At 62.9% G+C, this 25,553-nt stretch carries 24 protein-coding genes, 1 tRNA gene and 3 pseudogenes; 9 read left to right on the top strand and 19 right to left on the bottom strand.

The features are described 5' to 3' along the window. Positions 1 to 4 precede the first annotated feature (4 nt). A complete protein-coding gene (locus ACN2XU_RS21155; protein ID WP_419412362.1) occupies positions 5 to 433 on the top strand; it encodes an Lrp/AsnC family transcriptional regulator in 429 nt (142 codons plus the stop codon). Next, positions 430 to 1,542 (top strand): acetoin utilization protein AcuC, encoded by a 1,113-nt coding sequence (locus ACN2XU_RS21150; protein WP_419412337.1) that lies wholly within the window; start codon positions 430 to 432, stop codon positions 1,540 to 1,542. The genes ACN2XU_RS21155 and ACN2XU_RS21150 overlap by 4 nt, the downstream gene beginning before the upstream one ends. 11 nt (positions 1,543 to 1,553) lie before the next feature. Here ACN2XU_RS21150 and ACN2XU_RS21145 read toward each other — a convergent pair. After that, positions 1,554 to 1,627, bottom strand: a tRNA-Gly gene (locus tag ACN2XU_RS21145). Between the two features lie 178 nt (positions 1,628 to 1,805). Beyond that, the gene (locus ACN2XU_RS21140) at positions 1,806 to 3,851 is read right to left on the bottom strand and encodes an ASKHA domain-containing protein (RefSeq protein WP_419412336.1); all 2,046 of its coding nucleotides are present in this window, start codon (positions 3,849 to 3,851) and stop codon (positions 1,806 to 1,808) included. Between the two features lie 162 nt (positions 3,852 to 4,013). Between ACN2XU_RS21140 and ACN2XU_RS21135 the strand changes: the two genes are divergently transcribed. Next, positions 4,014 to 5,231, top strand: a complete 1,218-nt coding sequence (locus tag ACN2XU_RS21135) for a hypothetical protein (RefSeq protein ID WP_419412335.1) — start codon at positions 4,014 to 4,016, stop codon at positions 5,229 to 5,231. Between the two features lies 1 nt (position 5,232). On the opposite strand, the gene ACN2XU_RS21130 is transcribed toward ACN2XU_RS21135, so the two are convergent. Together ACN2XU_RS21130 and speB are read right to left on the bottom strand one after the other, a co-directional pair. Next, positions 5,233 to 6,381, bottom strand: coding sequence for a CaiB/BaiF CoA transferase family protein (locus ACN2XU_RS21130; protein WP_419412334.1), 1,149 nt, complete (start codon positions 6,379 to 6,381; stop codon positions 5,233 to 5,235). A 124-nt stretch (positions 6,382 to 6,505) separates the two neighbouring features. After that, positions 6,506 to 7,459, bottom strand: a complete 954-nt coding sequence (gene speB / locus ACN2XU_RS21125) for an agmatinase (protein ID WP_419412333.1) — start codon at positions 7,457 to 7,459, stop codon at positions 6,506 to 6,508. Between the two features lie 198 nt (positions 7,460 to 7,657). On the opposite strand from speB, the gene guaB reads away from it, so the two are divergent. Next, positions 7,658 to 9,106 (top strand): IMP dehydrogenase, encoded by a 1,449-nt coding sequence (gene guaB / locus ACN2XU_RS21120; protein ID WP_419412332.1) that lies wholly within the window; start codon positions 7,658 to 7,660, stop codon positions 9,104 to 9,106. 288 nt (positions 9,107 to 9,394) lie between these two features. On the opposite strand, the gene ACN2XU_RS21115 is transcribed toward guaB, so the two are convergent. The 7 genes and pseudogenes from ACN2XU_RS21115 to ACN2XU_RS21085 form a co-directional block, all read right to left on the bottom strand. Continuing rightward, complete coding sequence (locus ACN2XU_RS21115) at positions 9,395 to 9,529, bottom strand: hypothetical protein (RefSeq protein WP_419412331.1); 135 nt, start codon at positions 9,527 to 9,529, stop codon at positions 9,395 to 9,397. A gap of 310 nt (positions 9,530 to 9,839) precedes the next feature. Next, positions 9,840 to 10,010 (bottom strand): annotated as a pseudogene (locus ACN2XU_RS21110) (IS110 family transposase); the annotation flags it as partial. 51 nt (positions 10,011 to 10,061) lie between these two features. Then, positions 10,062 to 10,340: a DUF6525 family protein gene (locus ACN2XU_RS21105; RefSeq protein WP_419412330.1), complete on the bottom strand. Its 279-nt coding sequence runs from the start codon at positions 10,338 to 10,340 to the stop codon at positions 10,062 to 10,064. Continuing rightward, a complete protein-coding gene (locus tag ACN2XU_RS21100) occupies positions 10,340 to 10,933 on the bottom strand; it encodes a DUF1826 domain-containing protein (protein ID WP_419412329.1) in 594 nt (197 codons plus the stop codon). Before ACN2XU_RS21100 ends, ACN2XU_RS21105 begins: the two co-directional genes overlap by 1 nt. Then, positions 10,930 to 12,138 (bottom strand): GTP-binding protein, encoded by a 1,209-nt coding sequence (locus tag ACN2XU_RS21095; RefSeq protein WP_419412328.1) that lies wholly within the window; start codon positions 12,136 to 12,138, stop codon positions 10,930 to 10,932. Before ACN2XU_RS21095 ends, ACN2XU_RS21100 begins: the two co-directional genes overlap by 4 nt. After that, complete coding sequence (locus ACN2XU_RS21090; RefSeq protein ID WP_419412327.1) at positions 12,135 to 12,998, bottom strand: CobW C-terminal domain-containing protein; 864 nt, start codon at positions 12,996 to 12,998, stop codon at positions 12,135 to 12,137. The genes ACN2XU_RS21095 and ACN2XU_RS21090 overlap by 4 nt, the downstream gene beginning before the upstream one ends. A gap of 76 nt (positions 12,999 to 13,074) precedes the next feature. Beyond that, positions 13,075 to 13,443, bottom strand: coding sequence for a transcriptional repressor (locus ACN2XU_RS21085; RefSeq protein WP_419412326.1), 369 nt, complete (start codon positions 13,441 to 13,443; stop codon positions 13,075 to 13,077). 105 nt (positions 13,444 to 13,548) lie between these two features. On the opposite strand from ACN2XU_RS21085, the gene ACN2XU_RS21080 reads away from it, so the two are divergent. Continuing rightward, positions 13,549 to 13,839 carry a hypothetical protein gene (locus ACN2XU_RS21080; RefSeq protein WP_419412325.1) on the top strand — a complete coding sequence of 97 codons (291 nt, stop codon included), beginning with the start codon at positions 13,549 to 13,551 and terminating at the stop codon, positions 13,837 to 13,839. Positions 13,840 to 13,846: 7 nt separating this feature from the next. Continuing rightward, complete coding sequence (locus tag ACN2XU_RS21075) at positions 13,847 to 14,164, top strand: hypothetical protein (protein ID WP_419412324.1); 318 nt, start codon at positions 13,847 to 13,849, stop codon at positions 14,162 to 14,164. Between the two features lie 218 nt (positions 14,165 to 14,382). Here ACN2XU_RS21075 and ACN2XU_RS21070 read toward each other — a convergent pair whose 3' ends face one another. The 3 genes and pseudogenes from ACN2XU_RS21070 to ACN2XU_RS21060 all read right to left on the bottom strand — a co-directional run. Continuing rightward, positions 14,383 to 15,270, bottom strand: a complete 888-nt coding sequence (locus ACN2XU_RS21070) for a Hint domain-containing protein (RefSeq protein WP_419412323.1) — start codon at positions 15,268 to 15,270, stop codon at positions 14,383 to 14,385. Between the two features lie 679 nt (positions 15,271 to 15,949). After that, positions 15,950 to 16,654: pseudogene (locus tag ACN2XU_RS21065) on the bottom strand (transposase); the annotation flags it as partial. A gap of 40 nt (positions 16,655 to 16,694) precedes the next feature. Further along, positions 16,695 to 17,495 (bottom strand): annotated as a pseudogene (locus ACN2XU_RS21060) (transposase domain-containing protein); the annotation flags it as partial. Positions 17,496 to 17,779: 284 nt separating this feature from the next. On the opposite strand from ACN2XU_RS21060, the gene ACN2XU_RS21055 reads away from it, so the two are divergent. Both ACN2XU_RS21055 and ACN2XU_RS21050 read left to right on the top strand, forming a co-directional pair. Next, complete coding sequence (locus tag ACN2XU_RS21055; protein ID WP_419412322.1) at positions 17,780 to 18,154, top strand: hypothetical protein; 375 nt, start codon at positions 17,780 to 17,782, stop codon at positions 18,152 to 18,154. Next, positions 18,151 to 18,402, top strand: coding sequence for a hypothetical protein (locus ACN2XU_RS21050; RefSeq protein WP_419412321.1), 252 nt, complete (start codon positions 18,151 to 18,153; stop codon positions 18,400 to 18,402). Before ACN2XU_RS21055 ends, ACN2XU_RS21050 begins: the two co-directional genes overlap by 4 nt. Before the next feature lie 275 nt (positions 18,403 to 18,677). Here ACN2XU_RS21050 and ACN2XU_RS21045 read toward each other — a convergent pair whose 3' ends face one another. From ACN2XU_RS21045 to ACN2XU_RS21025, 5 genes are read right to left on the bottom strand one after another with little or no spacing between them, the layout of a single operon-like run. Beyond that, positions 18,678 to 19,580 (bottom strand): 5-dehydro-4-deoxyglucarate dehydratase, encoded by a 903-nt coding sequence (locus ACN2XU_RS21045; RefSeq protein ID WP_419412361.1) that lies wholly within the window; start codon positions 19,578 to 19,580, stop codon positions 18,678 to 18,680. A gap of 46 nt (positions 19,581 to 19,626) precedes the next feature. After that, entirely contained in the window at positions 19,627 to 20,421 is a 795-nt protein-coding gene (locus ACN2XU_RS21040) for an NAD-dependent epimerase/dehydratase family protein (protein ID WP_419412320.1), read from the bottom strand. Then, positions 20,418 to 21,320: an alpha/beta fold hydrolase gene (locus ACN2XU_RS21035; protein ID WP_419412319.1), complete on the bottom strand. Its 903-nt coding sequence runs from the start codon at positions 21,318 to 21,320 to the stop codon at positions 20,418 to 20,420. Before ACN2XU_RS21035 ends, ACN2XU_RS21040 begins: the two co-directional genes overlap by 4 nt. Next, on the bottom strand, positions 21,317 to 22,492 hold the full coding sequence (locus ACN2XU_RS21030; protein WP_419412318.1) for a mandelate racemase/muconate lactonizing enzyme family protein: 1,176 nt from the start codon (positions 22,490 to 22,492) through the stop codon (positions 21,317 to 21,319). The genes ACN2XU_RS21035 and ACN2XU_RS21030 overlap by 4 nt, the downstream gene beginning before the upstream one ends. Before the next feature lie 60 nt (positions 22,493 to 22,552). Further along, entirely contained in the window at positions 22,553 to 23,443 is an 891-nt protein-coding gene (locus tag ACN2XU_RS21025) for an SMP-30/gluconolactonase/LRE family protein (RefSeq protein ID WP_419412317.1), read from the bottom strand. Positions 23,444 to 23,612: 169 nt separating this feature from the next. On the opposite strand from ACN2XU_RS21025, the gene ACN2XU_RS21020 reads away from it, so the two are divergent. After that, a complete protein-coding gene (locus tag ACN2XU_RS21020; RefSeq protein ID WP_419412316.1) occupies positions 23,613 to 25,538 on the top strand; it encodes an ABC transporter substrate-binding protein in 1,926 nt (641 codons plus the stop codon). Positions 25,539 to 25,553: the final 15 nt, after the last annotated feature.

The following is a 25,553-nucleotide window of genomic DNA, read 5'->3' as shown; positions in this document are numbered from 1 at the left end:
CGAACTGGACGATGTGGATCACCGGCTGATCGCGGCACTGCGGTTCGATGCCCGCGCGGCGCTCTCGGATCTGGCGCTGCAATTGGGGCTGTCGCGAACCACGGTGCGCAGCCGTATCGAGCGACTGCGCGCCGCCGGAGTCATCCTTGGATTCTCGGTTGTACTCAAAGATGATGTGAGCGCGGATGCGGTTCGGGCGCTGATGATGATCGGCATCGAAGGGCGCGGAGCAGACCGGATCAAGCGGCAGATTTTGGGCCTTCCGGAGGCACGCGCGGTCCATTCGACCAATGGCCGATGGGATGTGATTGTGGAGCTTGGGGCGCGGGATCTCGAAACGCTGGACCGTGTGCTGGACCGGATCAGGCGGCTGGACGGGGTGGCCACCTCTGAGACCTCCCTGCTATTGTCGACGCGGCATCCCGGACGATGACGGCGCCGGTTTTTATCGGATCGCGCATTTATCGCGGGTCCAGTTATGGGCGGCTGCACCCCTTGTCGGTCGAGCGGGTGCCGGCTGTTACTGACCTCTGCCGAGCGCTTGGGTGGCTCCCGGAGGGCCAATTTCGCACATCCCCACGTGCGAAACCGGCAGCATTGACCGCTTTTCATACCGAAAACTACGTCAACGCTCTGATCACGGCAGAAGAGGCCGGACTTGTCAGTGACGCGGTGCGGGCGCGTCATGGTCTCGGGACCCTGTCGAACCCGGTTTTTCCGGAGATGTTTCGCCGTCCAGCGACAGCGGCAGGGGGCGGGTTGCTCGCGGCGGAACTCGTCGCGCGGGGCGGGGTGGTTTACAATCCTGGCGGCGGTACGCACCACGGGTTTGCCGATCGTGCAGCAGGCTTTTGCTACCTCAATGAGCCGGTTTTGACGATCAAGCGACTTCTCGCCATGGGCCTTTCCCGCGTAGTCTATGTCGATATCGACGCGCATCATGGTGACGGGGTTGAGGCCGGATTTTCAGGCTCCGAACAGGTCCGGATGATTTCCGTGCATGAGGCCGGGCGATGGCCGTTTACTGGCCTGCTTGAAGATACGGCTGACGGCGCTGCATTCAACCTGCCGGTTCCGCGTGGCTTCAATGATGACGAATTTGCTTTTGTGATGACCGAATTGATCCTGCCTGCGGTCGCGGACTTCAAACCCGAGGCGATTTTCCTGCAATGTGGCGCGGATGCCCTTGCCGAAGATCCGCTCTCACGGTTGGCTCTGTCAAACCGGTGCCACCGCGCGGCAGTCGCAGCCTTGCGCGCGCTTGCGCCACGGTTGATCGTTTCGGGTGGCGGCGGTTACAACCCGTGGTCCGTGGCCCGGTGCTGGAGCGGGATTTGGGCCGAGATTTCCGGATTCGACGTGCCGGAACGTCTCCCGCAGCCAGCGCAAAGCGTGATGCGGGCGCTTGCCTGGCACCGGACCGGCAGGCCATCGGAAACACTGCTCACCACGCTTCTGGATGCGCCGCGAGGCGGGCCGATCCGGGATGACATTCGACACTCTGTGACGCAGCTGCGCCAACGGCTGTCGCTTCATGCATGATTTCGGAAACTTGGAGCGGGTAACGAGAATCGAACTCGTAACTAAAGCTTGGGAAGCTGCCGTGATACCTTTTCACCATACCCGCGCTCGCCGCTTTATCTAGCGATGGCACAGGGGCCGTGCAAGAGGCATTGCATCATGCTTGCGCAATTTTGCGCAGCCCGGATAGTTCACCCCGTCGGCATAGGGCTGCTCTCGCCCAAGACCGGGGTGTCCCGTCTGCCTTGCCATCACTCGGCCGCGCCCCGTGCGAGCGGGAGGGGTTAACCGCGTTTCCGGCGCCTGCGCCCGCCGCCGTCACCGCCGCTGCCGGTGTTGAAGCTCACGTTCGGAAGGGTGGTTATCTTGCCAAGCTCCGGGAAGGGATCGGTGGCGTGCGGGATGGCGTTGGCGTTGACGAAATGCTCCTGGAACTTCGGTTCGATTGCGGTCTCGACCTTGGTAATCTCGCGCACCACCCGTTCGATTTCACGCCGGGCTCCGACATTGCACAGCGCAATGCGCGCCCCGGTGCCGGCGGCATTGCCAGCGCTTGTGACCTTGTCCAACGGCACGTCCGGGATCATCCCAAGCACCATGGCATGCAGAGGTGAGATATGGGCTCCGAAGGCCCCGGCAAGGACAACCCGGTCGACCTTGTCTACGCCGCGCTCGTCCATCAGAAGGCGCGCCCCGGCGTAGAGCGCGGATTTGGCCAATTGGATGGCGCGAATGTCGCCCTGGGTCACGGTGATGCGCGGTCCGCCCTCGGCGCTGGCGTCATGGATCAGGTAGGCGTGGGTGCGGCCTTCCGGGATGCTGCGTGCCGTGCCTGTCTGTTCTGCGGAGCCGATCAGACCTTTGGAGTCCAGCAGCCCGGCGATGCGCATCTCGGCCACCGCCTCGATGATTCCGGAACCACAGATGCCGGTGATGCCCGACTGTGCGGTTTCGTCCCAAAATCCGTCCTCATCCGACCACTTTTCGCACCCGATGACTCGGAACCGCGGTTCCTTGGTCACGGGGTCGATGCGGATCGCCTCGATGGCGCCGGGCGCGGCGCGCTGTCCGGAGCTGATCTGCGCTCCTTCAAAAGCGGGGCCGGTGGGCGAAGAGCACGCAAGCACGCGGCTCTTGTCGCCGAGAAGGATTTCCGCGTTTGTGCCGACATCGACGATCAGCGCGAGGTCCTCGCTCTTGCCCGGCTCTTCCGATAGCGCCACGGCGGCGGCGTCCGCCCCCACGTGGCCCGCAATGCAAGGCAGCACATAAATCTGGGCGGAGGCAGGCAGGGCGGTCAGGTCCAGATCCGATGCCGAGAGAGAGAGAGACTTGGAGGTGGCCAGCGCGAAGGGCGCTTGACCAAGCTCCACCGGGTCGATGCCAAGCAGAAGGTGATGCATCACCGGATTGCAGACAAAGACGGTTTCGAGGATCAGCGATGGCGCAATGCCAGCGTCCCTGGCGATATCCAGGGTCAACGTGTCAAGGGCCTCGCGCACGGCGCGGGTCATCTCCTGATCCCCGCCGGGGTTCATCATCGCATAGGAGACGCGGCTCATCAGGTCTTCGCCAAAGCGGATCTGCGGATTCATGATGCCCGAGGATGCCGCGACCAGACCGGTTTCGAGGCTGGTCAGATGGGCCGCGATTGTGGTCGAGCCGAGGTCGATGGCAAGACCGTAGAGGCCGCCCTCGTGCAGGCCGGGCCAGGCGGCGGTGATGCGCGGGGCACTGTCGCCTGCCTTGTGGAGCGCGACGGTTATCTTCCACGCGCCCTTGCGCAGCACTGTCTGCAGGGTGCGCAGCACGGAAAACTCGGCGGTGATATCGGCGATATCCCATTGGGCCTTGAGCGCACGCGCCACGCGTTCGAGATCACCGGTCGGCTCGTGCATGTCCGGCTCATCGACCTCAATGTAGAAGAGCCGCGTGGCCGGATCCATTTCAATAACGCGCGCGCTTGCGGCTTTGCGCACCACCTGCCGGTGCACCTGGCTTTCGGGGGGAACGTCGATGACCACGTCGCCCTGAACGGTTGCCTGACAGCCCAGACGCCGACCCGCCTTCAGCCCGCGTTTGTCCTGATACCGCTGTTCGACGTTGTTCCATTCCGAAAGGGCGTCCAAAGCCACATGCACGCCATGTTTGGAAAAATCGCCGTATGCGGGGGTGATCTGGCATTTGGAGCAGATGCCGCGCCCGCCACAGACGGAGTCCAGATCGACGCCAAGCTGCCGCGCGGCGGTCAGGACAGGCGTGCCCACGGCAAAGCGTCCGCGCTTGCCGGAGGGGGTGAAAATGACGAGGGGGTCTTGGGTATTGGTCATGTCATCTCTCGTACGTTTGGCGCGACCATACGCCGGAACGCCGGAATGAAAAGCCACAGCGCGTCACATCCACGCCAAATCGCGCCATCGCGGTCAGAAATCCATCTTAACCATGCTTTATTTCCTGCGGAGCATACTGGCCATGATGCAGAAGGCAGGCGTGTGGCGATGAATGAGGCGCTGACAGTCATTTCGGAGAATTGGGGCGCCGTGCTGCGCGCGGCAGGGCTGCTCGTCTGTCTGCCAATTGCTTCTTGGGCCCTTTGGATCTCGCTGAGTCGCGTCTGGCGGTCCTGCGCGGATGCGGCGTTGGTGCGCAAGGGGCAGGCGGCCTTTGATCTGCCAAGCCGTGACATGCCGCCGGACAGCGAGGCGTCCGTGCACATCGACACGGTTCTCGACGAGGCGTGGCGGGCGGGGGACTGGGTGCGTGTGGGGCAACTCCTGCGCGAGATCGAGCGGGTACCTTTCGATGTGGGCTATGCGATCATGGGCCATGATTATGCTGCCGATCATCTGATCGAGGCCATTCTCGATGCGGGCGCGGCGTTGCCCGGAGCGCCGCAACGCGACGATTTCTCCGTCTTGTCCGCAAAAGTTGATCGATTCCGGCAGATCGCGCTCACCAATCCGCATGTGCCGATGTTGACCACGCTGCTTTGTCACGCGCTGACCCGTGCCGCATGGATCGCGCACGGGCAGGTCTATGGCCGGATGCCGACCCATGACGGTATGGCGCTTTTTCACAAATGGAGCGCCGAGGCCGAAGGGTTGATCAAAGACACAGGGCGCGATCCGGGACAATCGGCGCTGATGGCGCAGGCGTGGTATCACTGTGCGCTGGCGCTGGATGACGAATCGGCGTCGGCGCAACTGCGTCACCGTTGGAAATGCGTCGAGCGGGCCGATCCGCTGAATCTCGCTCTGTGGGAAGAGCACGCCCATCACATGCTGCCGGGCTGGTACGGCTCTTTGGCGGAGGTCGGCGCGGTTGCAGACCGTGCGGTCGACGCGACGAAGGCCGCGTATGGCAGCGCGATTTACGCCCGGATCATGCTCGCCGTCCGGCCTTGTCTCGGGCTGGCCGACGTGCCGGGTTACAGCGCCGCGCGGTTTGACCGGGCGATAGAGGACGACATTGCCCATGCGGGCGGGCAGCCGCAGGCCAACGCCTACGCCTTGTGGTTCTGGTCCAATGGTCCGCGCCGCGACACGGTGCGGATCTTTCGCGAACATCTGAGCGAGGTCTATCTCGACATGTGGCCCGCGGGCGAGGCGCGTGATGCGCTTCATGCGGCCTTTGCCAAGGCTTTCGGGGGCAAACCGTCGGGGCGGGGCAGGGCGCGCACTGCGGCAGGCCGGAAGGGTCATCCCGCCTGAGCTAGTCCTTGCCGAGCCAGCGCAGAATTTCGCCGCGATTGCCATCAAGATCCGGCGCAGGGCCGCGCGTGGTGGCATCCGGCGCGTCCGACATCTTGATCGGATTGCCAGCGGCCTTGTAGGCGGCGCGGCCGTTCTTGTCCAAGACGTCGACCACCATGTTCCTTGCGAGGATCTGCGGGTCCTTCATCACCTGATCGACGGTCTGGATCGGGCCGGTCGGAATGCCGGCGGCGGTCAGCCTGGCGATCCAGTGGGCACGGGTGTGTTCGAGGGTCACCGCTTCGATGAGCCGCTTGAGGAGACGGGCGTTGTTGCAGCGCTCGGCGTTGGAGGCAAAGCGTTCATCCCCGATGAGCGGCAGGTTGAGCGCAACGCAGAGCTTTTCGAAGAGCTTGTCGTTCCCGGCGGCGATGACAAAAAGCCCGTCGGACGCGTGGAAGGTCTCAAATGGCGTGATCGAGGGGTGGCGCGCGCCGGAGGGCACCGGCGGTTTGCCGGTGACGGATGTGATCGCCACCGCATGTTCAAGAATGGCCAATTGGCTGTCCAGCATGGAGACGTCGATCTTGCGCCCCTTTCCGGTCTTTTCACGGTCATAGAGCGCCGCCAGAATGCCCTCGGTCAGGAACATGCCCGCCACGATATCGCCGATGGAGGCACCGACGCGGACTGGATCGCGGTCCTTTTCGCCGGTGATGCTCATCACGCCGCCGCGCGCCTGAACAACCATGTCATAGGCCGGGCGTTTGCTGTCCGGCCCGGTGTGGCCAAACCCTGAGACCGCGCCATAGATCAGCCGTGGAAACCGGGAATGCAGGTCCTCCCAGCCATAGCCCATGCGCTCCATCACGCCAGGACGGAAGTTTTCCAGGATCACGTCGGCACGTGCCAGAAGCCCCTCGAAGATCTCCTTGTCCGCGTCATTCTTGAGGTTTAGCGCGATGCTCTTCTTGCCGTGATTGATGGCGGCGAAATAGGCGCTCTTGCCATCCTTGAACGGCGGAAAAGCGCGCGTGTCGTCGCCGCCATCGGGGCGCTCGACCTTGATCACGCGGGCCCCCATGTCCGACAGGGTCATGGAACAATAAGGCCCGGCGAGAACATGGGTCAGATCGAGAATGGTGAGGCCTGAAAGGGGCAGGGCCATGGCGGTGATTCCTGTCGGTCGTTTTCGTCTGCTCCGTGACACAAGACCGTGACGCGCGAGTGACGACAAGGTCGCAATAGGGCTTCGGCGACAAATCGCGGATCTGTGGCCCATCGCACCGACATCAGGCCTGGCGCGCGTGGAAGATAAACCCAAGCAGGTTCATGAGCAGTTGCGCGGCGAGAATGCTGGTTGATCCGGTCGGATCATAGTCCGGTGCCACTTCCACCAGATCAAGACCGACGATCTCGTGATTTGCGCTCACCGCCTGAAGCAGTTCGAGAATTTCGTAATACAAGAATCCACCGTGGCTCGGCGTGCCGGTCCCCGGCGCGATCGAGGGGCAGAAGGCGTCGATGTCGATGGTGATATAGACCGGCGCGCCCTCGGGCAGGCGCTGCGCGGTGCCATGGCTCCCGAGTTTTCGCGCCTGCCGCACCGACAGGATGTCCGAGCCCATTTCCCGTGCGGCATCGTAGCCGTCCTTTGCGGTACTCGACACATTCCGGATGCCGACCTGGGTCAGGCCGCTGACCCAGGGCTTTTCGGCCGCCCGCCGCATCGGATTGCCATGGCCGCGCGTGACGCCGTGGCGCTCGTCGACGAAATCGAGATGCGCGTCGATCTGCAGAACATGGAAGGGTCCGCGCCCTTCGAAGGCCTCGATGCACGGGATGTTGATCGAATGGTCCCCGCCGATCACGACGGGCAGCGCACCCGCCTTGAGCGCCGCCTCGACCCCGGAGCGAATGTTGGCATGGCTTTGCACGGTGTCGGTATGCACGATATCCGCGTCACCCATGTCGACGATGCGGACCTCCGGCCCAAGGTAGATCACATCGTCTTCATGGTCGTAAGCGCCCGCGTGACCAAAGGAAAACAGCGTCGAGGCCTCACGCACCCCGCGCGGCCCGAACCGCGCCCCGGCCCGCCACTGCGTCCCTGCGTCAAAAGGCGCGCCGAGGATCGCGACATCAGCCTCCAGCGCGGTCCAGTCCGGCTGATAGGGGTTCTTTCCGAAGGTGCAGATCCCGGTAAAGGGCAGGTCGAGCCGCCCGCGGTCGTAGCCATGTGTCATGAAACGCTCCTTTTTTTCGCTTACACCGTGCGGCGCAACGTGGCGCGGGGCAAGCCTGTCCTTGCCCGGCGAGGCGGGTTTTCGGGCGGAATCATGGCTTGGCTGCTTGATGAGGCATGCGCCCGAAAGCCCCTTTCCCCCCGGAAAGATCCATGCGATAGGGACGTGCCAACCGATCCCCTCCAAAGGAGCCGACCCATGGAGATTCGCGAGGCCCTGACCTTCGATGATGTTCTGCTCGTTCCCGGTGCGTCCGAGGTGCTGCCAAGCACCGCTGACACGCGCACCAAGGTAACGAAATCCATTGACCTCAACATTCCGCTTTTGTCCTCTGCGATGGACACGGTGACGGAATCCCGCATGGCCATCACCATGGCCCAAGCAGGCGGCATGGGGGTGATTCACAAGAACCTCACCGCAGACGAGCAGGCCCGTCAGGTGCGCCGGGTCAAGCGCTTCGAGAGCGGAATTGTTTATAATCCTGTGACACTTACCCCGGATCAGACCCTGGCGGATGCCAAGGCTCTGACCGAGCGGTACGGCTTTACCGGCTTTCCGGTCATCGACAAGGATCACAAGGTTGTCGGCATCGTCACCAACCGCGACATGCGGTTTGCCGAACACGACAGCACGCCGGTCAAGGCGATGATGACGCATGAACGGCTGGCGATCCTGCACGAACCGGCGGATCGTCCGCAGGCGATCAACATGATGAAGGAACGGCGGATCGAGAAGCTGCTGGTCACCGATGCCAGCGGCAGGCTGACCGGTCTTCTGACGTTGAAAGACACCGAACAGGCTGTGGTGAATCCCACTGCCTGTAAGGATGAGCTGGGCCGGCTGCGCGTGGCCGCGGCGAGTTCCGTCGGCGACAGCGGCTTTGCCCGGACGGAGCAGCTCGTTGATTCCGGAGTGGATATTGTCGTGATCGACACGGCGCACGGGCATTCGCGCGGCGTGATCGAAGCGGTCCGGCGGGCCAAGACGCTCTCCAACGGGGTGCAGATTATCGCGGGCAACGTGGCCACGGCAGAGGCGACGCGGGCTTTGATCGATGCGGGCGCGGATGCGATCAAGGTCGGGATCGGACCGGGCTCGATCTGCACGACGCGCATGGTCGCAGGGGTTGGCGTGCCCCAGCTGACGGCGGTCATGGACTGCGCAGCGGCGGCGGGCGATGTGCCGGTGATCGCTGATGGCGGCATCAAGTTCTCCGGCGATTTTGCCAAGGCGATCGCCGCCGGGGCCTCCTGTGCCATGGTCGGGTCCATGATTGCCGGGACCGATGAATCCCCCGGTGAAGTCATTTTGTATCAAGGCCGCAGCTTCAAGTCCTATCGCGGCATGGGGTCGCTCGGCGCGATGGCGCGGGGCTCGGCGGACCGCTATTTCCAGAAGGACGCGGCCTCGGACAAGCTGGTGCCGGAGGGGATCGAAGGGCAGGTGCCGTACAAGGGCAGCGCCGGTGCGGTGATCCACCAGCTGGTCGGGGGTCTGCGGGCCGCGATGGGCTACACGGGCTGTGCCACGGTTGCCGAAATGCGCAGCAATTGCCAGTTCGTGAAGATCACCGGCGCGGGCCTCAAGGAAAGCCACGTGCACGACGTGCAAATCACCCGCGAAAGCCCGAACTACCGGATCGGGTAAGCCAATAATATATGGGGTTCAGCGGATGAACGCTGAACCCGGTCTTAGCAAAATGTCTGAGCGTATCGGAAACCATCGCCCACTTCAGATGCAAATCAGGCCGCACTCGAACAGGCCGGATGAACAAGGTCATGCCTCATCAGTGCAAGGTTTCTGTGGGTCGATAGACCGGCACGTGAGCGTTCATAACCAGAACAGAACGGTTGCGGCGAGCGCGCTTGCCGAGAGGGCGATAATCGGCCAGCAATCATTTCCGCGAAATGCCCTGCCTGGCGGCCGATGCACTGCCTAAAGCTGCTGGTCCAGTGGTGCATGGCGTGGAACGTTGACCGCCAAATCGGTGAACCCCAGATCCGTATCGCTGGTCAGGACGGCGACAATGCGCTCGGTATACCCGTCATGGAAGCTGCGGGATAAGTCCATCAGGGAAAGCGGAACCCCGGCCCTCAAACCTGTTGGGCAGGATGTATAACCGCCCCTTGCGCAAACGGTGTTTTCCGAGCTGATCTTGGCGCGTCATCGGCGGCTGACATGGGTCCGGATCCAAGCGGCGGACCTTAATGTGCCGCGACCCCCTATGGTGTTCGAAGGTCGGGGCCAGAGCAATGCCGCCTGTTCAAGGGCACTCTTTTGCACGCTTTTTCGCCCGATCCGGCCTCACGATAATTGCGTCAAACGGCGTTTCGCTCTGGCGTCCTCGCAGCCAAAGACCCGCAGGCACCGCCCCAAGCCATCAAAGCCCCCGGACGACCCGCGCCATCTTGTTCGCCAGCGCCACCCGCACCGGCGTCGCGGGCTTGCGCGACACCGTATCGCCCGGCCAGGTGCCGGGCTGCCCCGAGGCGTGGACATGCTGTTTTGTGATGACGCTACCGGCGCCAATGATCAGCAATTGCCCCAAGGCTGGGTGCTACGGCGGCGGGGATGGCGAATGGAGGTCTCTTGCGAACCTGTTCTATCTTGATGGTGAACTGTCGGCGGGCGCGGAATGCCCGCCTCGGGAAAGGGTTTGCCGCTCGGCGCGTTCGAGCCGTTCGATGATGCTTTCCAGGCTCGCGCCCTCGGCGTGGGCCCGTCGCCAGATGTGAAGGCACGAGGCGGGCGACCAGGGCAGAACGGCCTGGGACAGCCAGGCGCGCAGGGGCGCAGGCAGCCTGTCATAGGCGCGCATCGGGTCTTCGGAGCGGCGGCGGCGGCGCAACCGGGTCGCACCAATGTTGGAAGTGCGGGACATCAGCACGCTCCGGTGTCGTCGGCGCGGTCGATCATGAGGATCGGACGTTTTCCTCCCGTTTCGCATGGAGGCGGGCGGTGGACGATCGCGGCAGGTTTCCGGCCCGACAACGGCGCGCCGCGAAACACGCCGACAACGACGTGCTTCATGCAGGGAATGGCGTGCGGCTCGCCGGTCGGTCCGTATTCGGTGCCTGAACCGCGTAGAATGCAGAGCAGCCGGCCGGGCAGGGCGTTGATATGCCGTGCCGGAGACGGCGGCCCCACGGTGACGGGGAGGCAAGGCTTCCGTAGAGGCGATTCAACGACTCGTGTCGCACGGGCCGCGAGCGCCGCAACATCGGCGACCGGAAGCGCGGCGCTTTGGCCCGTGACCGTCTCGTCGCAGGCCTCGCGGATCGCGCCGGCCACAGTCCTGTGGCCGGGTCTGCGACGAAGCCGGGGCAGATCGTGTGCAGGCAGGGCCGCACGTCCCTTGGCATGGTCTTCGCGCAACGACCGTACCCCCATGGCGAGCGAGACGCCTGCCACCCGAAGCGGCTGGAGCACATGCGGATCGATCGGAAAGGTGGGTCCGGGAGGGGCCATTGTCATGCCGCCTCCGCGCGCCGCCACACCGGGAACGGGTCCGGCAGATCAGGCAGCGAACCCGCCCCCGCCGCGAGGTGCTCGGGCAGCAGGCATGCATCGAGCTGCGCCTTGATTTTCGGCCAATCGATCCGCGCGCCGATGAAGACGATCTCCTGCCGCCTGTCGCCCCAAGGCTCGGACCAATGGGCTTGCATGTATTCGCGGGCGTTGTCGTGGTCGGGCCAGTGGTCGCGGGGCACCGCCGCCCACCATGTCCCAAGCGGCTTCACCGAGGAAAGCGCACCGGCAAGAGAGAATTCGGCCACCCAATCGGGCCGCGTGGCAATCCAGAAATGTCCCTTGGCGCGGATCACGCCCGGCAGATCGCCATTCAGAACTTCGATGATACGTGCCGGCTCGAACGGGCGGCGGGCGCGGTATACATGGCTCGTCACGCCATATTCCTCGGTCTCGGGAACATGGTCGGCAAAGCCGTAAAGCTCCTTGGCCCACATCGGGTGTTCATGCGCCTTTTCGAAATCGAACAGCCCGGTGTCGAGGATGGCATCGGCGGGGACATCGGAATGGGTGGTCTCGATGATCCGGGCATCCGCGTTCAGGCTGCGGATAATCTTGCGCGCGGCGTCCAATTGTTGCGGTTGGGCATCTGCCACCTTGTTAAGGATCACGACGTCAGCAAATTCGATTTGTTCCACCAGCAGGTTGACCAGCGTGCGCTCATCCGCTTCGCCAAGCGTCTCGCCCCGGTCGCGCAAGAAATCGTGGCTGGAAAAGTCGTTCAGCAGGTTCACCGCATCGACGACCGTGACCATCGTGTCGAGCCGCGCGACATCCGACAGGCTTTCGCCGTTGGCGTCACGGAAATCGAAGGTCGCGGCGACGGGCAGCGGTTCAGAGATGCCGGTGGATTCGATCAGCAGGTAGTCAAAACGCCGCTCGGCGGCGAGGCGGCGCACCTCGGTCAACAAGTCGTCGCGCAGGGTGCAGCAGATGCAGCCATTCGACATCTCGACCAGCGTCTCGTCGGTGCGCGACAACTCGGTATCGGCGCGCACGAGGTCGGCGTCGATGTTGACCTCGGACATGTCATTGACGATCACCGCGACCTGGCGCCCATCGCGGTTGTTCAGCACGCGGTTAAGCAGCGTCGTCTTGCCCGCGCCGAGAAAGCCGGAAAGGACGGTTACGGGAAGGCGTGTGTCGGTCATAGTATGGTTTCCTTCTGTTTGGATTGATGGTTGTAGGTGTTCGGCTGACTGGTGCGGAGCAGGCCGAGGCTGCGCAGGACTCCGGATCGGGGGATGTCATGGGCGATGACCACAATCCGCGCGCAGTGATTGCCGCCGGTCCAGTGGGTCAGGGCCACGGGACCGGCGAAAATTTGGAAGACACCGTGGAAGATGGAGGGCCTGTCCATATCGGTCAGGAAGACGCCCCCTCTATCCGCAGAATGCCGGGGCATTGGAGGGCGATCGGGGTGCCGGTTATCGAGCATCGCGACGGGGATTGGTTCGTCCAGCACCATGGGTGCAGATCCGATGCGCGCGCGGTGCTCGCCATTGATCGGCATCGTAGCTTCGTCGCTCCCGTCCCCGTGCAAAGCGTGAGCTTGGTCGGAGGCACTCGTGCCGGGAACAAGGACGATCAATGACTGCCCCTTGGTCTCGCAACCGTGGCAGTCGGGGCTGTTGAGACCTGTCCGCCCCCATTCCGCGGACAGCCCCGGATTATCGGGAAGACTATCCCGGACGCCAAGGGCAAGGACTATGCGCAAGGTCGGCATCGGCGCCGAGATTTCGGGGATGCGCGTGAAATCCACGATCGGACCCCGTAGGCCGCCGCCTGGTCCATCCTGGAGACGGATGATCGGAGAGACGGAGCGATCGGCGCAGAACCCTTCCGGAATCTCGGTCGGCGCAGCGCTGTCCCAGCCCGGCACCCAATGGGCTGCAAATGAGGGTCGGTTGCACGGTCGTCCATCGTCGATCACCAAGGCCGACCGGCGGGCGCGGCCGGGCTGCGTTGCGGCGGCGAGTCCCGGAAAGCGTCCTCCGATCATCGCGGGCATCCAGGATGTCATAGCGTCTCCGTTCCCGGGCGCTGCGCGCTCCGAGGTGTTTCATAGTCGCCGAGTAAGGGTCAGGTCAGGTGCAGGTCCGGAACAGGCCATGCAGCTCTGCCACGTGTCGCCGGGCATGGACGCCGGTCGCCGCCATAATCCAGGTAAACCGCGCCATAAACGGTCGATCTGCTGGCCCTTCCACCGTTTTGCAATCGTCACAGATGGCCAGAACCGGGACGCGATCAGCATGGTCGCACCGGCAGGAGCCGCACGCGTTCAGCGGCTCGCTCTGGTGGGTGGCCGCGCGACCCGTCAGCGCGGAGAATGCGCGATAGACGGTCGGCGGCGCCGGTCTGGCATCCTCACGCTTGATCGCCTCAGGAGCTTCGTAGGCCGCCATGCGGCGGCCTTGATCTCTCAGTAGCGTCTGAATGTTCTTCTGGCGCTCCACGCCTTGCTTCCTCATCGCGCACCTCGACCTCGAACCAAGTTTGTTACACTATTACATACGGTCGATATGTTATAATATAACGCATAATGCAAGTGGCTAAATCTCGTGACGAAGAAGTTTGCCGCCGAGCCAGGTGTTTTGTCGCAGCATGTGGTGATCTGTGACCACCACAAGGATGTACTTGGGACAGGTTCTCCACGGGAGCGCCAGACCCACGCGCACCGTCTGAACTCTCATAATGCGATCGAAAGCTTCGAACCCGGCGGTGAGCCGGGCGGTGGGCATAACGTCAAGACCATTGCCAAATGGCGTAAGCCCGACCGTGGCAGGACGACCGAGCCGGACCCACAGCTCGGCATTCAACGCGAGAGTGGCGGTGGCTGCGATCGCAGGTGAGAAAGCCATGGTCGAGCTGGTGCAGGGCTTTGGCGATCACCCGAACCAGATCAAGCAGCGGCGCGATCAGCGTCGTGTGGGCGCACCCTTGGTGTTCGGTGATGGTCCAAAGGCCGAGCCAGAGCCGGTGATCGCTGTGACGACCCTTGCATGCGATGATCGGGGCGCTGACCCTGGAAACCGTTTTTTGTCCGGTGCGCGCTGCAAGGCAAGACCGCTGCCCAAAGCAATGCTGCGGTCTGTGACAGGTCGACCTCCGGTCGTGTGTCAGCCCGCCAAATCACCCGCATCGGTTTCCTTTTCCCAACAAAACCGCGGGATTTGAGATGCGATTTACTGAAAAAATACAGAATAATCTGAATATTCAAGTAGTTTTGGAGGCCCATTTCAATTCGTGTAAACGGTGAATGAAATATTCCGGACAAAGTCAGCCCCGTCTGTCCGAAGGGCGAACACCATGCGCGCGTCCCGACACCGGTCTGATATGGATCTCGGAGAGGGGGACGGCCGAGTGGGCGACATTGCCCACCCGACCGGTTCGACTTAGGCCGTGAGGGAGAAGTCCGGGATTTCTTTCTCGGCAATGCCCAGCCGCGTCCGGATCGCATCAGGCAGCAGGCGTTGCGTGGTGATCCGATGGGCGCGCATCTCGGGGATGACCCGCTCGACCCCGTAAAGCTCCAGGTATTCGGCGTAATTGTCAAATCCCTGACGGCCCGCCACATCGACGAAGGTCTCGGCAGGTGCGCCATTGGCAAGGATCACGTCGTGGCCCTCGGTTTCGATATGGTAATAGGTGACCCGCTGGCCCAGCTCTGCCAGTGGCACGAAATCGATCGTCGTGCCGTTCACCAAGGCGCTGGCGTTGATCACCAGCCCTTCGAGGATCATGCCATGGTCCGCCGTCACGGTCAGGTCAGACTGCGGCAACCCGTTGCCCAAAGCGCCAGCGCGAATGCGGACAGCGTCCAGAGACCGTCCTGCAATTGCGGTGGGGCGTGAAATTACGCTTAGCCAATGGACACGTGCGGTTGCGCCATCCGCCGTTACCAGGCTATCTCCAACCTTGAGGTCTTGGACCAGAACATCACCATTTTCAGTTGTGATCCTGGTGTCGGGGCCAAAACAGGCCACATTCGCAGTGGCACCGTTCGCGGAGAACGTCCCCGGCGGAGAGACCGGTTGCTGGTCCATGAAAACAACAACGAATTGTGGGTCGGTGGTGTAAGTAAACGCCGGCCAGTCCGTCCCATCAATCGAAAATGTCCCGGCGTATGTATACCCGGCTGACTGCGTTGTGACCGTATCGCCAACTTCAAAAGTGCTGTCCACGTCGCCGTCGTCGATCGTTAGATTAAAAGGTCCCTGAGTCCCTAGAAAACTGTTATTTTGATAAGCGACGGTATGGGTGTAATTGAACGTTCCCATCATGGGTTCCCTGAGTTGGTTTCGTTTGCAATGTCTCCAGCACTCCGCATTTGAAATGCAGCCGCCAGCGTAGACGAGCCCAAAACGGTTCTGCAAGCCTTTTCGGGGTTTTGGCCCGTTCTTACCGCTGCAGGTTCGCGCATCGCGCGGTCAAGTCGGTCGTTTTGGCGATCTGAACCATCATTTGGTGATGCGCCGGACCTGGCTTTCCTGTCGCTGGCGTCGAACCTTTTGGATTTGGTCGTTGGCTTGGTCATCCGCACGGTGCCCCCCATTGGCGGTCCGCTCAGGGGGGTGATCATGCTCCGAATCTTCGGCACGGCGGGAGACAACAGATGGCGAAGTCCCTCGTGAGGCGGTGCTGTGCATTCCGGCCGATGCGTACAAGACAAAGCAAACCAGCCGCCATGTCCGACAAGCCAAGGGCAACGTCCCGTTGCCGATGCAGCAGCAACTTGCCATCCGAACGGATTGCAGAACCGCAGAACCCCACCGTTTGACAGTGCGTTCAAGTTCCGGCCGCAGCGGCCCGGTTTCTGCGTCTGCGTCGCGTTCGTTGCCAAATCCACGCTCCAACATCACGAACAGTCCGCTGAAAAAGGCGTCCGGGCGGAGCGGGTTACCACTACGGGTACGCTGGGCGGGTCTTGGCCAAGGGCAAAAAAAACCCTTCCGTCGCGCCCCGCTCAATGCCGCGATACAGGGTCTGCGCCACCCCGCAGGCGGTCTTGATCCATCCGAAGGGCCCCTTGATCGTCTTCCGCCGCCGCTGGGATTTCCCATGGCCGGGATTGCGGGGGCGGGGGCCGTCGATGGCGGAATGCCGGAACGTCTGCGCGACTTGCGGCGTGACGAAGTCTGGCGCAGCTCGACGACAAAGTTGGCGCTGGCGTCGCCGCGGTCCGCTGTCAGGGTCTCGCACGGGGTCGATCCGGGCGAATGACGGTGAAGCCTGTCGAGGGCGGCACGGCGATCAGCGTCGCCGCCAGCTTGCGTGAACTCGGCCTGCACGATCAGATCGGAGCGGTTCTCCATCAGCCTATGTCCATGACGCACAGCATAGCCCCGGCGCCGGGTGACTTCTTGAACAGCCGGGCGTCGGGATCGGCCCTCGAAGCGTGGGCCGCGTTGGAGCGCCGTGCACCACGGAAATCAACTTCTGCGTTGCGGCTGCTGGTGTCTGGGGCGGGTCATCGGTTCGGGCTCGGCGGTGACCGGTCGGGGGAGGATGCAGGCAGCACACTCGTATCTGGCGGATCACCCGGACGTCGCCTTTTCCCTCGGCTGGAAGCTCTTCATCGAGGGTGAGCGACGTGGCCGCCCCCGGTCCGAGGCCCGTGGCGAACGCCTTCACCGGCGTGCCATCGTTGAAGAAATGTTCGTCCGATTGAATCGCCACTGGTCTGTCGGAGCGCTATAGCTTCATTTCACGTGACGATATCGAGCACGTCGCGCTGTGCATGGAAGTTCTCTTCTGCCTCTGCTGGTGGGATGTTTGCGATGGGGCCAAGCAGTCGACGGTTGTTGAACCAATTGACCCAGCCGAGGCTTGCCATTTCCAGATCCTGCATGTTGCGCCACGGTCCTAGGCCCCTCTTGTCTTATGATTTCGACAGCTTCCGATGCATGATGGGAGCCATCACTCGGATCGCGCAAATTGGCGTGATGGCGGGGGAAGGATCCGTTCGGTTTTGTAGAGACCTTTTATCGTCTCGGCCAGGGCGTTGTCATACGAAACACCGACACTGCCGACCGACGGTTCGATGCCAGCCTCGGCCAAACGCTCGGTGTGTCGAATGGACAAATATTGCCCGTCCCGCTACCCGGCGGTGGTTTGCAAAGCAAACCATGAGAGGGGCGGTCCGAATTGTGAACCAGTCCGCTTTTCTGAACGGGCCGTCGGTCGTGCAGGGCCTGCTCCAAAGCATCCACTGCAAGACAGGGCATTGCGTAGCAATGTCCCGAGAGGGGAGAACAAAGTCCGTTTTGGCGGACCGCGAGACCCGCCACCCGACGATGCGATCAGCGAACGTATCGATGACGAAGGGTGAGGGGCCAGAGCACCATTGGTCCGAGCACGGCCCCGAACAAGACAAAGCCCTGCCACGTCGACACCACGGTAAAATCATTCGCGGTTTTCTCTCGGACCATTGGCGAACCAATGGCTCATCCCACAGCAGGTTCGGCGCTGGTGCCCGGAAGATGCGGTTCACCTTGTCGCGCGGACAATCGCCCCCGCCTGCGCGCACCTGACAACCTCCGTTGTCCCGGCACGCCAGCCCGGAGCGCAAGACAAGGCGGCCAAGCTCGAGCATTCCCCGGAGGTGATGCACCTGAGCGCTCAGTTTGGCGTCAATCCCGGACGGCCGATCAGCGGTTGAAGCATTGGGCGGTGGTCAGACCTTTGGCCGCCCAATTCCTCCCGCCGTCGGGAATTCGCTGGGGCGCGGTGCCTGCTTCACCATCCATCCCGGACCGGGCACCGCCTACACCATGCAGGAGCAACGGCCCCATGACCAACCCACCCGCCATCGAATACCCGCGCCACCCCGCGCATCTCGACGCCTATGTTGAGGTCTTCGGGCCGGAACTGGCGGTGCAATTCCTGATCGCTTTTGGCGGAGCGCCGCTTTACTTCCCGGGCGATCCGAAGGTTAAGAGCATGGCCGAAGCGTTGAGCGGCGCTGAACGTATGCGCACGCTTGGAGCGCGGATGCCGGACAACTGCGTCTGCAATCCCATGCCCCGCGCTTGGCTCATTTTCGCCCTGACTGCCGAGGGCAAGGGAACCTCTGAAATCTGCCGAAGGCTCAAAACTACCAACACCAACGTTTTGCGCACCTGCCGGCAGGCCCGGAGCCGAGGCAAAGGAGATCGGGCGGCATGAGCGACTTTCCTGCCCGTGCGGATCGCTTGCGGCAAGACCTTCGCGATGCGCAGGCGCGTCACCTGGCGGCGGAGACGGCTTTGCATGAGGCTGGGAAGGCGCTTGCAGACCTTGTTGAAGAGGCCCTGCAAAGCGCTTTGCGCTGCGACGTGCCGGTCACGGACCACCGCCGCGAATACCGCATGGGACGGCATGCCAAGCTGGACACGGACCCGGAGCTTAGCGCCTTCGTCCGTGCCCCGCTTTGACTGTCTGACCTTCCACCAGATCGCCGAGGCTGTTGCCGAAGTGTTCCCGGGGAACCGGCGCGTCAGCAAGAGCGCTATCCACGCATGGTACAAGCGCCAATCCCGCCTCCGGTGAGGCCCGTCCGGAACGACCAGACTCCGCAGGACGATCCCGGACCACCCCCCGGACTTCGCAGCTCTTCCGGCATCAAAACCCACTGTAACCCACTATCAGGAACAGTTGTTACTTCACAGGGGCCGCCCCGCTCTCGACGCGAGCAGCGCGGCGAAACTCTTCAATCGTAGCCGTTGATCAGGTCGGCCATCATCTCACGCTCTTCGCCGGTCAGATCGGTCAGCGGCGTGCGGACCGGGCCAGTGTCAAAGCCGCGCAATGCCACGCCCGCCTTGATGGCAGAGACCGCATAGCCGGTACAGCGATCGCGGATCTTGGCGAAGGGATAGTAGAAGTCGCGCAGCATCTGCTCGCAGGTGGCATCGTCTCCGGCGAGGAAGGCCGCGTGGAACTTAAGCGCCGTCTTGGGGACGAAGTTGAAGACGGCAGAGGAGTAGGTGTCCACGCCCGCGCCGCGATAGGCCTGGGCAAAGAGTTCATGCGTGGGCATGCCGCCGATATAGGCCAGGCGGTCGCCATTGTGGACTGTAATGCGCTTGACCGTGTCGATGTCCCCGGTGCCGTCCTTGAAACCGACGAGGTTGGGACAGTCGTCCGCCAGCCGCGCCAGTGTCTCGGCGGAGACCACGGACTGGCCACGGTTATAGACGATCACGCCCATGTTCGTGCTGTGGCAGATCCGGCGGATATGGTCTTCGATGCCTTTTTGCGGCGCGCCGATCAGGTAATGGGGCAGCAGCAGGATACCGTCTCCGCCCGCCGCCTCGATGCCCTGGGCCATGTCGATGGCCATGCGCGTGCCGTAGCCGCAGCCCGCGATGATCGGGTCGTTCGGCTGGGTCTCCTTGGCGGTCCTGACCACCGCGACCACCTCTTCAGGGGTCAGGGAGAACAGCTCGCCAGTGCCGCCGGCGACAATCAGCCCGGCGACCGGCGTCTCGGCCAGCCATTCGAGATGCGCGGCAAAGGCTTTGTGGTTGACGCCGTCCTCCGCGTCGAAGGGGGTAATCGGGAAGGAGAGCAGGCCGGAGCGGAGAATGTCTCTCAGGTCGGTTGGGGCAATCATTGGGTTGGTCCTTGTTCTTGTCATTGCAGGCGCGGGGCGTGCGTTATTCTTCGTGAATGTCTTCGGCGCAGAACATGCCGCCCTGCCAGATCACATCGGGGGCGTCCGGCGCGGGTTTGGGCGTGTCGGCATCCACCTTGGCGCGGTAATCCTCGCCATTGTCCTTTGGCTGCCAGCCAAGCCAGGCTACGTTGGAATTGTCCCAGAAGGTCGCGGTGTTGGCCGAGGCGCCGTAGATGATCGGGCAGCCGAGTTTCGGCACGTCGAAAATCCGGGTGATCATTGCGGCGAAGTCGTCATAGCTCATCCATGTGGACAGCATGCGGTGGTTGCGGGGCTCCGGGAAACACGAGCCGATGCGGACGATGGCGGTCTCCATTCCAAATTTGTCGTGGTAGGCGGTGGCGACCGCTTCGCCGAAGACCTTGGAGATGCCGTAGAAGCCATCGGGGCGCGGATAGACCGTGTTGTCGATTACCTGATCCTGTGGGTAGAAGCCGGTGGCGTGGTTGGAGGAGGCAAAGACGATCCGCGGTTTGCCGTTCTTGCGTGCCGCCTCGTAGAGGTTGATCACGCCCTGGATATTGGCGTTGTTGATGACGGACCACGGGCCTTCGGTGCTTTTCCCGCCGAAGTGCACGATGCCGTCGCAGCCCTTGACCAACGCCTCGACCGCAGCCGCGTCGCCCAGATCGCAGGCCATGCTTTCCTCGTTTTCTGAGAGGTCGGTGATTTCTGTCATGTCCGACAGGCGGAGTGTCTCGGCGAGGGGGGCGAGTTTGCTGCGCAGGGCGGTGCCGAGGCCGCCTGCGGCGCCGGTGATGAGAAGGCGTTTCATGCGGAGTTCCTTTGCTCTTGGAGATCGCCGCGCGCGGCGTCGGCCCAGCGTTCAAGGAACGCGAGGGTGGCGGCACGCATGGCGGGGGTTTCGACGTGTGTATCGGCCTCGAAGATCGTGGCTTCAAGGCGGTTTTCGATGCCGCCATAGGCGGCACGCAGCCGGGCGAGGGCCGGAGTGCGGGCCTCCGGCGGGGTCAAGTGATCGCCACTGCCAAGGGCCACGGTCTGCGGACGCGGCGCGATCAGCGCGGCCACATCTCCCATGTCCGCGTGGGTCAGCAGGCCGGGGACCGTGAGGAAATGGCCGTGGCGGTCGTGGCTGCCGGTTTCGATCAGCGGAGCCATGTCCGCGAGCATGCACAGGTGCGCGCAGGCGGCGATGCGGGTGTCGAGCGCGGCGAGCCAATAGGCATGGGCCGCGCCCATGGACATGCCGAGCGTGGCAATCGGGGCAGTCGAGCGGCTTTGCAGCCATGTTACGGCGGTTTGCAGGTCTTCAAGCATCCGCCCCATAAGCGGTTGACCGCGCCAGAGCGCCGCCTTCGCCAAGGCGTTTTCGTTGCCTTCGCTCTGCCGCTCCCCAAAACCGGGCATGTCGAGACAAAGCACATTGAGCCCACGCGCCAGCAGGTCCGGCGCGTAGGGCCCGGTGAGCCAGCGGGCCCCCTCGGTCAGTTCGCGGCGACCCAGCGTGTAATCACCTCCGTGGGCGTGGCAGTACAGCACGGTGGGCGCGTCCGGCGCGGCATGAAGCAGCGTGGCAGGCAGGCCGCCGATGTGCCAGTGTTGAGCGACCCCGCCCGGGCGCGCCTGCTCGTTGAGCAGCACTTCGCGCGGCGCGGAGCCGGGGCCCGGCAGCGCAAGCAGGCCACGCAGTCTGTCGCGCAGATCGCTCATGTAAAGCTCCACGACCCGTCCGGCCGTTTCGGGAGCTTGCGCTCCCAATGCACATAACGGTCTGTTTTCAGGTAGTCTTCGTCGATCTCCACGCCCCAGCCGGGACGATCTGGACGCAGTTCCAGATGGCCGTCAACCGGCAGGTAGGGGTCCTTGACGTAGGCGGCGGTGTCTTCGCCCTGCATGCCATCGGAGTGATACGACGCGCCGGTGGGCAAACGGTATTCGAGAATCTTGAAGTTGGGGCAGGATGCGGAGAAATGCAGGTTCACCGCCGTGGCCAGCGGCCCCATGGGATTGTGCGGAGCGACCGGGACAAAGAAAGCCTCTGCTAGGGCGGCGATCTTGCGCATTTCCGAGATGCCGCCGACGACGCAGATGTCGGGCTGAACGATGTCGACGCCGCCGACCTGCAGCAGGCGCAGGAATTCGTTGCGGTTGTACAAGCTCTCGCCGGTGGCGAGCGGGACGCGAAGCCTGGATTTGAGCGCGCCCCAGGCATCTATGTTCTCCGGGCGCATGGGCTCCTCAAAGAACATGGGGTGGAAGGGGGCGATGGCGTTGCCGAGCTGCTCCGCCTGCCAGGGCTCGAAGAGCTTGGCGTGGGCGTCGTATGCGAATTCATAGTCGGGGCAAAGGCCATGAAGCACCTCGACCCAATCGGCGGTGGCCTTCAGGGTCTTGCCCCAGGGCTCGGCCAGGAAATCGTTGCGGTAGGGCGAGAGTTTGAAAGCGGTGAAGCCAAAACGCTCGTTCATGTCGTTGCAAAAACTGCGCACATCCATCGGATCCGGTGCGGAGTAGACACCCAGATAGACACGCACGCGGTCGCGCACGGCGCCGCCGAGCATCTGGTAGACCGGCACGCCGAGCGCCTTGGCGGAAATGTCCCAAAGCGCGTGGTCGATGGCGGAAATCGCGGAAAGGCCAAGCGCGCCGGGCGGGAACCGCGATTGCATCAGGAGTTTTTGATAGACACGCTCGACGCGGCGCGGATCTTCGCCTTCGAGTTGCAGGTATAGATAGTCCAGCAGCGGCGGCAGCGCGCGGTCCGGGCCATGGTTGTAGCATTCGCCCCAGCCGGTGATACCGGCGTCGGTATCGATAGCCACGAGCACGCGGGGGCGGTCGCGGTCACATGTCATATAACTTCTGAGACCTGTAATCTTCATCGGTAGCGCCTGTCGGTTTAGGATCGGGTTTTGAAGTATTTGGGCAAGAAGAAGCGGGGATCAGCCGGCGAAGCGCCACTGTGGGATTCCCTTGATCCCCAGCCCGCTGATGGCGAAGAGGTTGCCTGCGTCCGGTTGATCGCGGCCTTCGGTGAGGCCGACGCCGATGGAGGTGACATAAAGCGTGTCGAGATCCTTGCCGCCAAACATCGGCTTGGTGGGCTTCTCGATGGGCATGTCGATGGTCATCAGTAATTCGCCTTCAGGAGAGATCCGGTAGAGCTGCCAGCCGGAGACGCCGGCTTGCCAATAGCAGCCTTCCGAATCGACTGTGCCGCCATCGGGGCGCCCGGCCACGGCGCGGGTGTCGAAGAAAACGCGCTCCGGTCCCGGGGTGCCAGTTTCGGTGTCGTAGTCACAGGCCCAGATGGTGCGCTCTGCCGGATTGCTGTCCGAGTAGTAGATCGTCCGTCCATCCGGCGAAAATGCCATGCCGTTCGTGGTGAAAATACCGTTTTTCCATTTGGTTACGCTCATATCCGGATCGAGCCGATAGAAGGTGCCGAGGCGTTCGGGATCGCCTCCGCCGCCGTCCTTCATGGTGCCCGCCCAGAATCGACCCTGCGCATCGGTGGCGCCGTCATTGAACCGGTTGTGTTCGAGGTGTGGTTCCGGATCGTGGATCGGCGCGCGCGCACCCGTGTCCCAATCGTAGGTCCAGAAGCCGGATTTTGTCGCGAGGATCATGCCGCCCGCGTCGCGCAGGGCGAGGCAACCGACTGGTTCGCCATAAGATTTGTTGGTGTTTTCGCCGGTTTTCGGATCGAAGCGATGGATCAGCCCGGCCGGGATATCCACCCACCACAGCACCTGTTCCCGGTCGTCCCAGACCGCGCCTTCGCCGACCTTCGAATGGCTGTCGACGACGCTCTTGATGGTGATTCCCGTCATGCTGGCCTGCCTCCTCCGCATTGCCATGATGTGTTGCCCGGGTAATTTCCGGTGCAGTCATACAAGTTACAAGACCTGTCATATTAATATGTTGACAGCTTGGCAATCCAAATGTCACCAATACCGTCACGGGCCGTTCCAAGCGGTCTCACAAGGGAGGATTATTGCTATGTCATACATGCGACGCATTTCGCGTCCCGCCTCGATGCTGGCGGTTTGTGCCGCGCTGACACCGCTCGGTGCATGGGCGTTTGAGGAGGCGCCCCAGCTTGCCGAGAAAGTGGCCGCGGGGGAGCTGCCACCAGTCGATGAGCGCTTGCCAGTTCGGCCAGAGGTTGTCACGCCGCTGGACAAGGTCGGCGTTTACGGCGGCAAGTTGCGCCGGATGCTGGGCGGGTCGAACGATCACAACTCGATCCTGCGCGTGGTCAGCCCGCAGGGCCTGACGCGTTGGAAGCCCGACTTTTCCGGCGTCGTGCCGAACGTGGCCGAAAGTTGGGAGAGCAGCGAGGACGGCAGCGCGTTCACCTTCCATTTGCGTGAAGGGATGAAGTGGTCGGACGGCGAGCCGTTCACCGCCGATGACATCGTGTTTTTCGTCGATGACCTGCTGAACAACAAGGAATTCTATCCCAACGCCCCGGCGCGTTTCGTGGTGGCCGGTGAAACCATGCAGGCGGAGAAGATCGACGATTATACCGTCAAGCTCACCTTCGCCGCGCCCTATGGCACCTTCCTGACGGAGCTGGCCACGCCGCTGGCGCAGGAGCCTGTGCTCTGGGCCAAGCATTACTGCATGCAGTTCCACCCCAAGTACAATGACAACGTGCAGGCCATGGTCGATGCGACCGAGGCCGTCGAGGACTGGACCGGGCTCTATCGCCTGAACTGTGGCGAGGTGGAAGCGCCGAACCGCTGGTCGAACCCGGAACGTCCGACGCTCGACCCCTGGGTCGTGACGGGCGACGGCTACAGCGCGGGCTCGACCAAGGTGGTCATGGAGCGCAATCCGTATTTCTGGCAGGTCGACACCGCGGGCAATCAGCTGCCCTATATCGATCAGCTTGAGATGGGTGTGGCACAGGACAACCAGGCGCTGGTTCTTGAAGCTGTCGCGGGCAATATCGACATGCAGCGGCGCAAGATCTCCAACCTTGCGAATAAGCCGGTCTTTGCCGAGAACGCCGAGAAGGGCGGGTTCAAGATCTTGAACATGGTGAACTCGAACTCGAACGTGATGGCGATCCACTTCAACCAGACCCACAAGGATCCGGTGATGCGGGAGGTGATCCGCAACAAGGACGTGCGCGTGGCGCTGAGCCTTGGCATCGACCGCGATGAAATCATCGACATTGTCTATCAAGGGCAGGGCGAGCCGTGGCAGATCGGGCCGCGTCCGGACCATGTGCTGTACAATGAACAGCTTGGCCGTCAGCACACCGAGTATGACCCGGATCGTGCCAATGAGCTGCTCGACAAGGCGGGTTTGACCGAGCGGGACGCCGATGGGTATCGCCTTTTGCCCGATGGCCGCCGCTTTACCTTTAACGTCAACTACACCGGCATCGAACAGCCGGATTGGGGCGACAGCCTTGAGATCATCAAGGAGCAGTGGGAAGACATCGGTGTCGAGCTGAATGCCTCCTCGGTGGAGCGCTCGATCTACTACAGCCGAGGCGAAGCCAACGAGCATGATTTCATGGTCTGGGGTGCGCCCGGTGGTCTTGACCCGACGCTGTCCCCGCGGGACGTGCTTTCGGTACATCCGCAGGCAAGCTGGTTCTCCATTCCGTGGGTGCGCTGGTATATCTCCGGCGGCACCGATGGCGAGGAGCCGTCTGACGCGATGAAGAAGCGGCTTGAGCTTTACGAGGCTTACAAGGCCGAGGCCGATCAGGACAAGGCGCTGGATATCTTCCGGCAGATCCACCAGATCGCTGCGGATGAGTTCGAAGTGATCGGCATTGCGCTGGCGCCGAACCTCGTTGGCGTGGTCAACAAGGACCTGCGCAACGTCCCGGAGGCGATCCCGGCTTCGTGGATGTATCCCGATCCCGGCCCGACGCTGCCACAAACCTACTTCTACGAGAAGTAAGGCTCCACGGGGCGG

Source organism: Pacificoceanicola niger (assembly GCF_048553275.1).
Taxonomy (GTDB): Bacteria; Pseudomonadota; Alphaproteobacteria; order Rhodobacterales; family Rhodobacteraceae; genus Pacificoceanicola.
The sequence above is the reverse complement of the archived record's forward strand: the minus strand, read 5'-3'. Positions and strand labels throughout refer to the sequence as shown.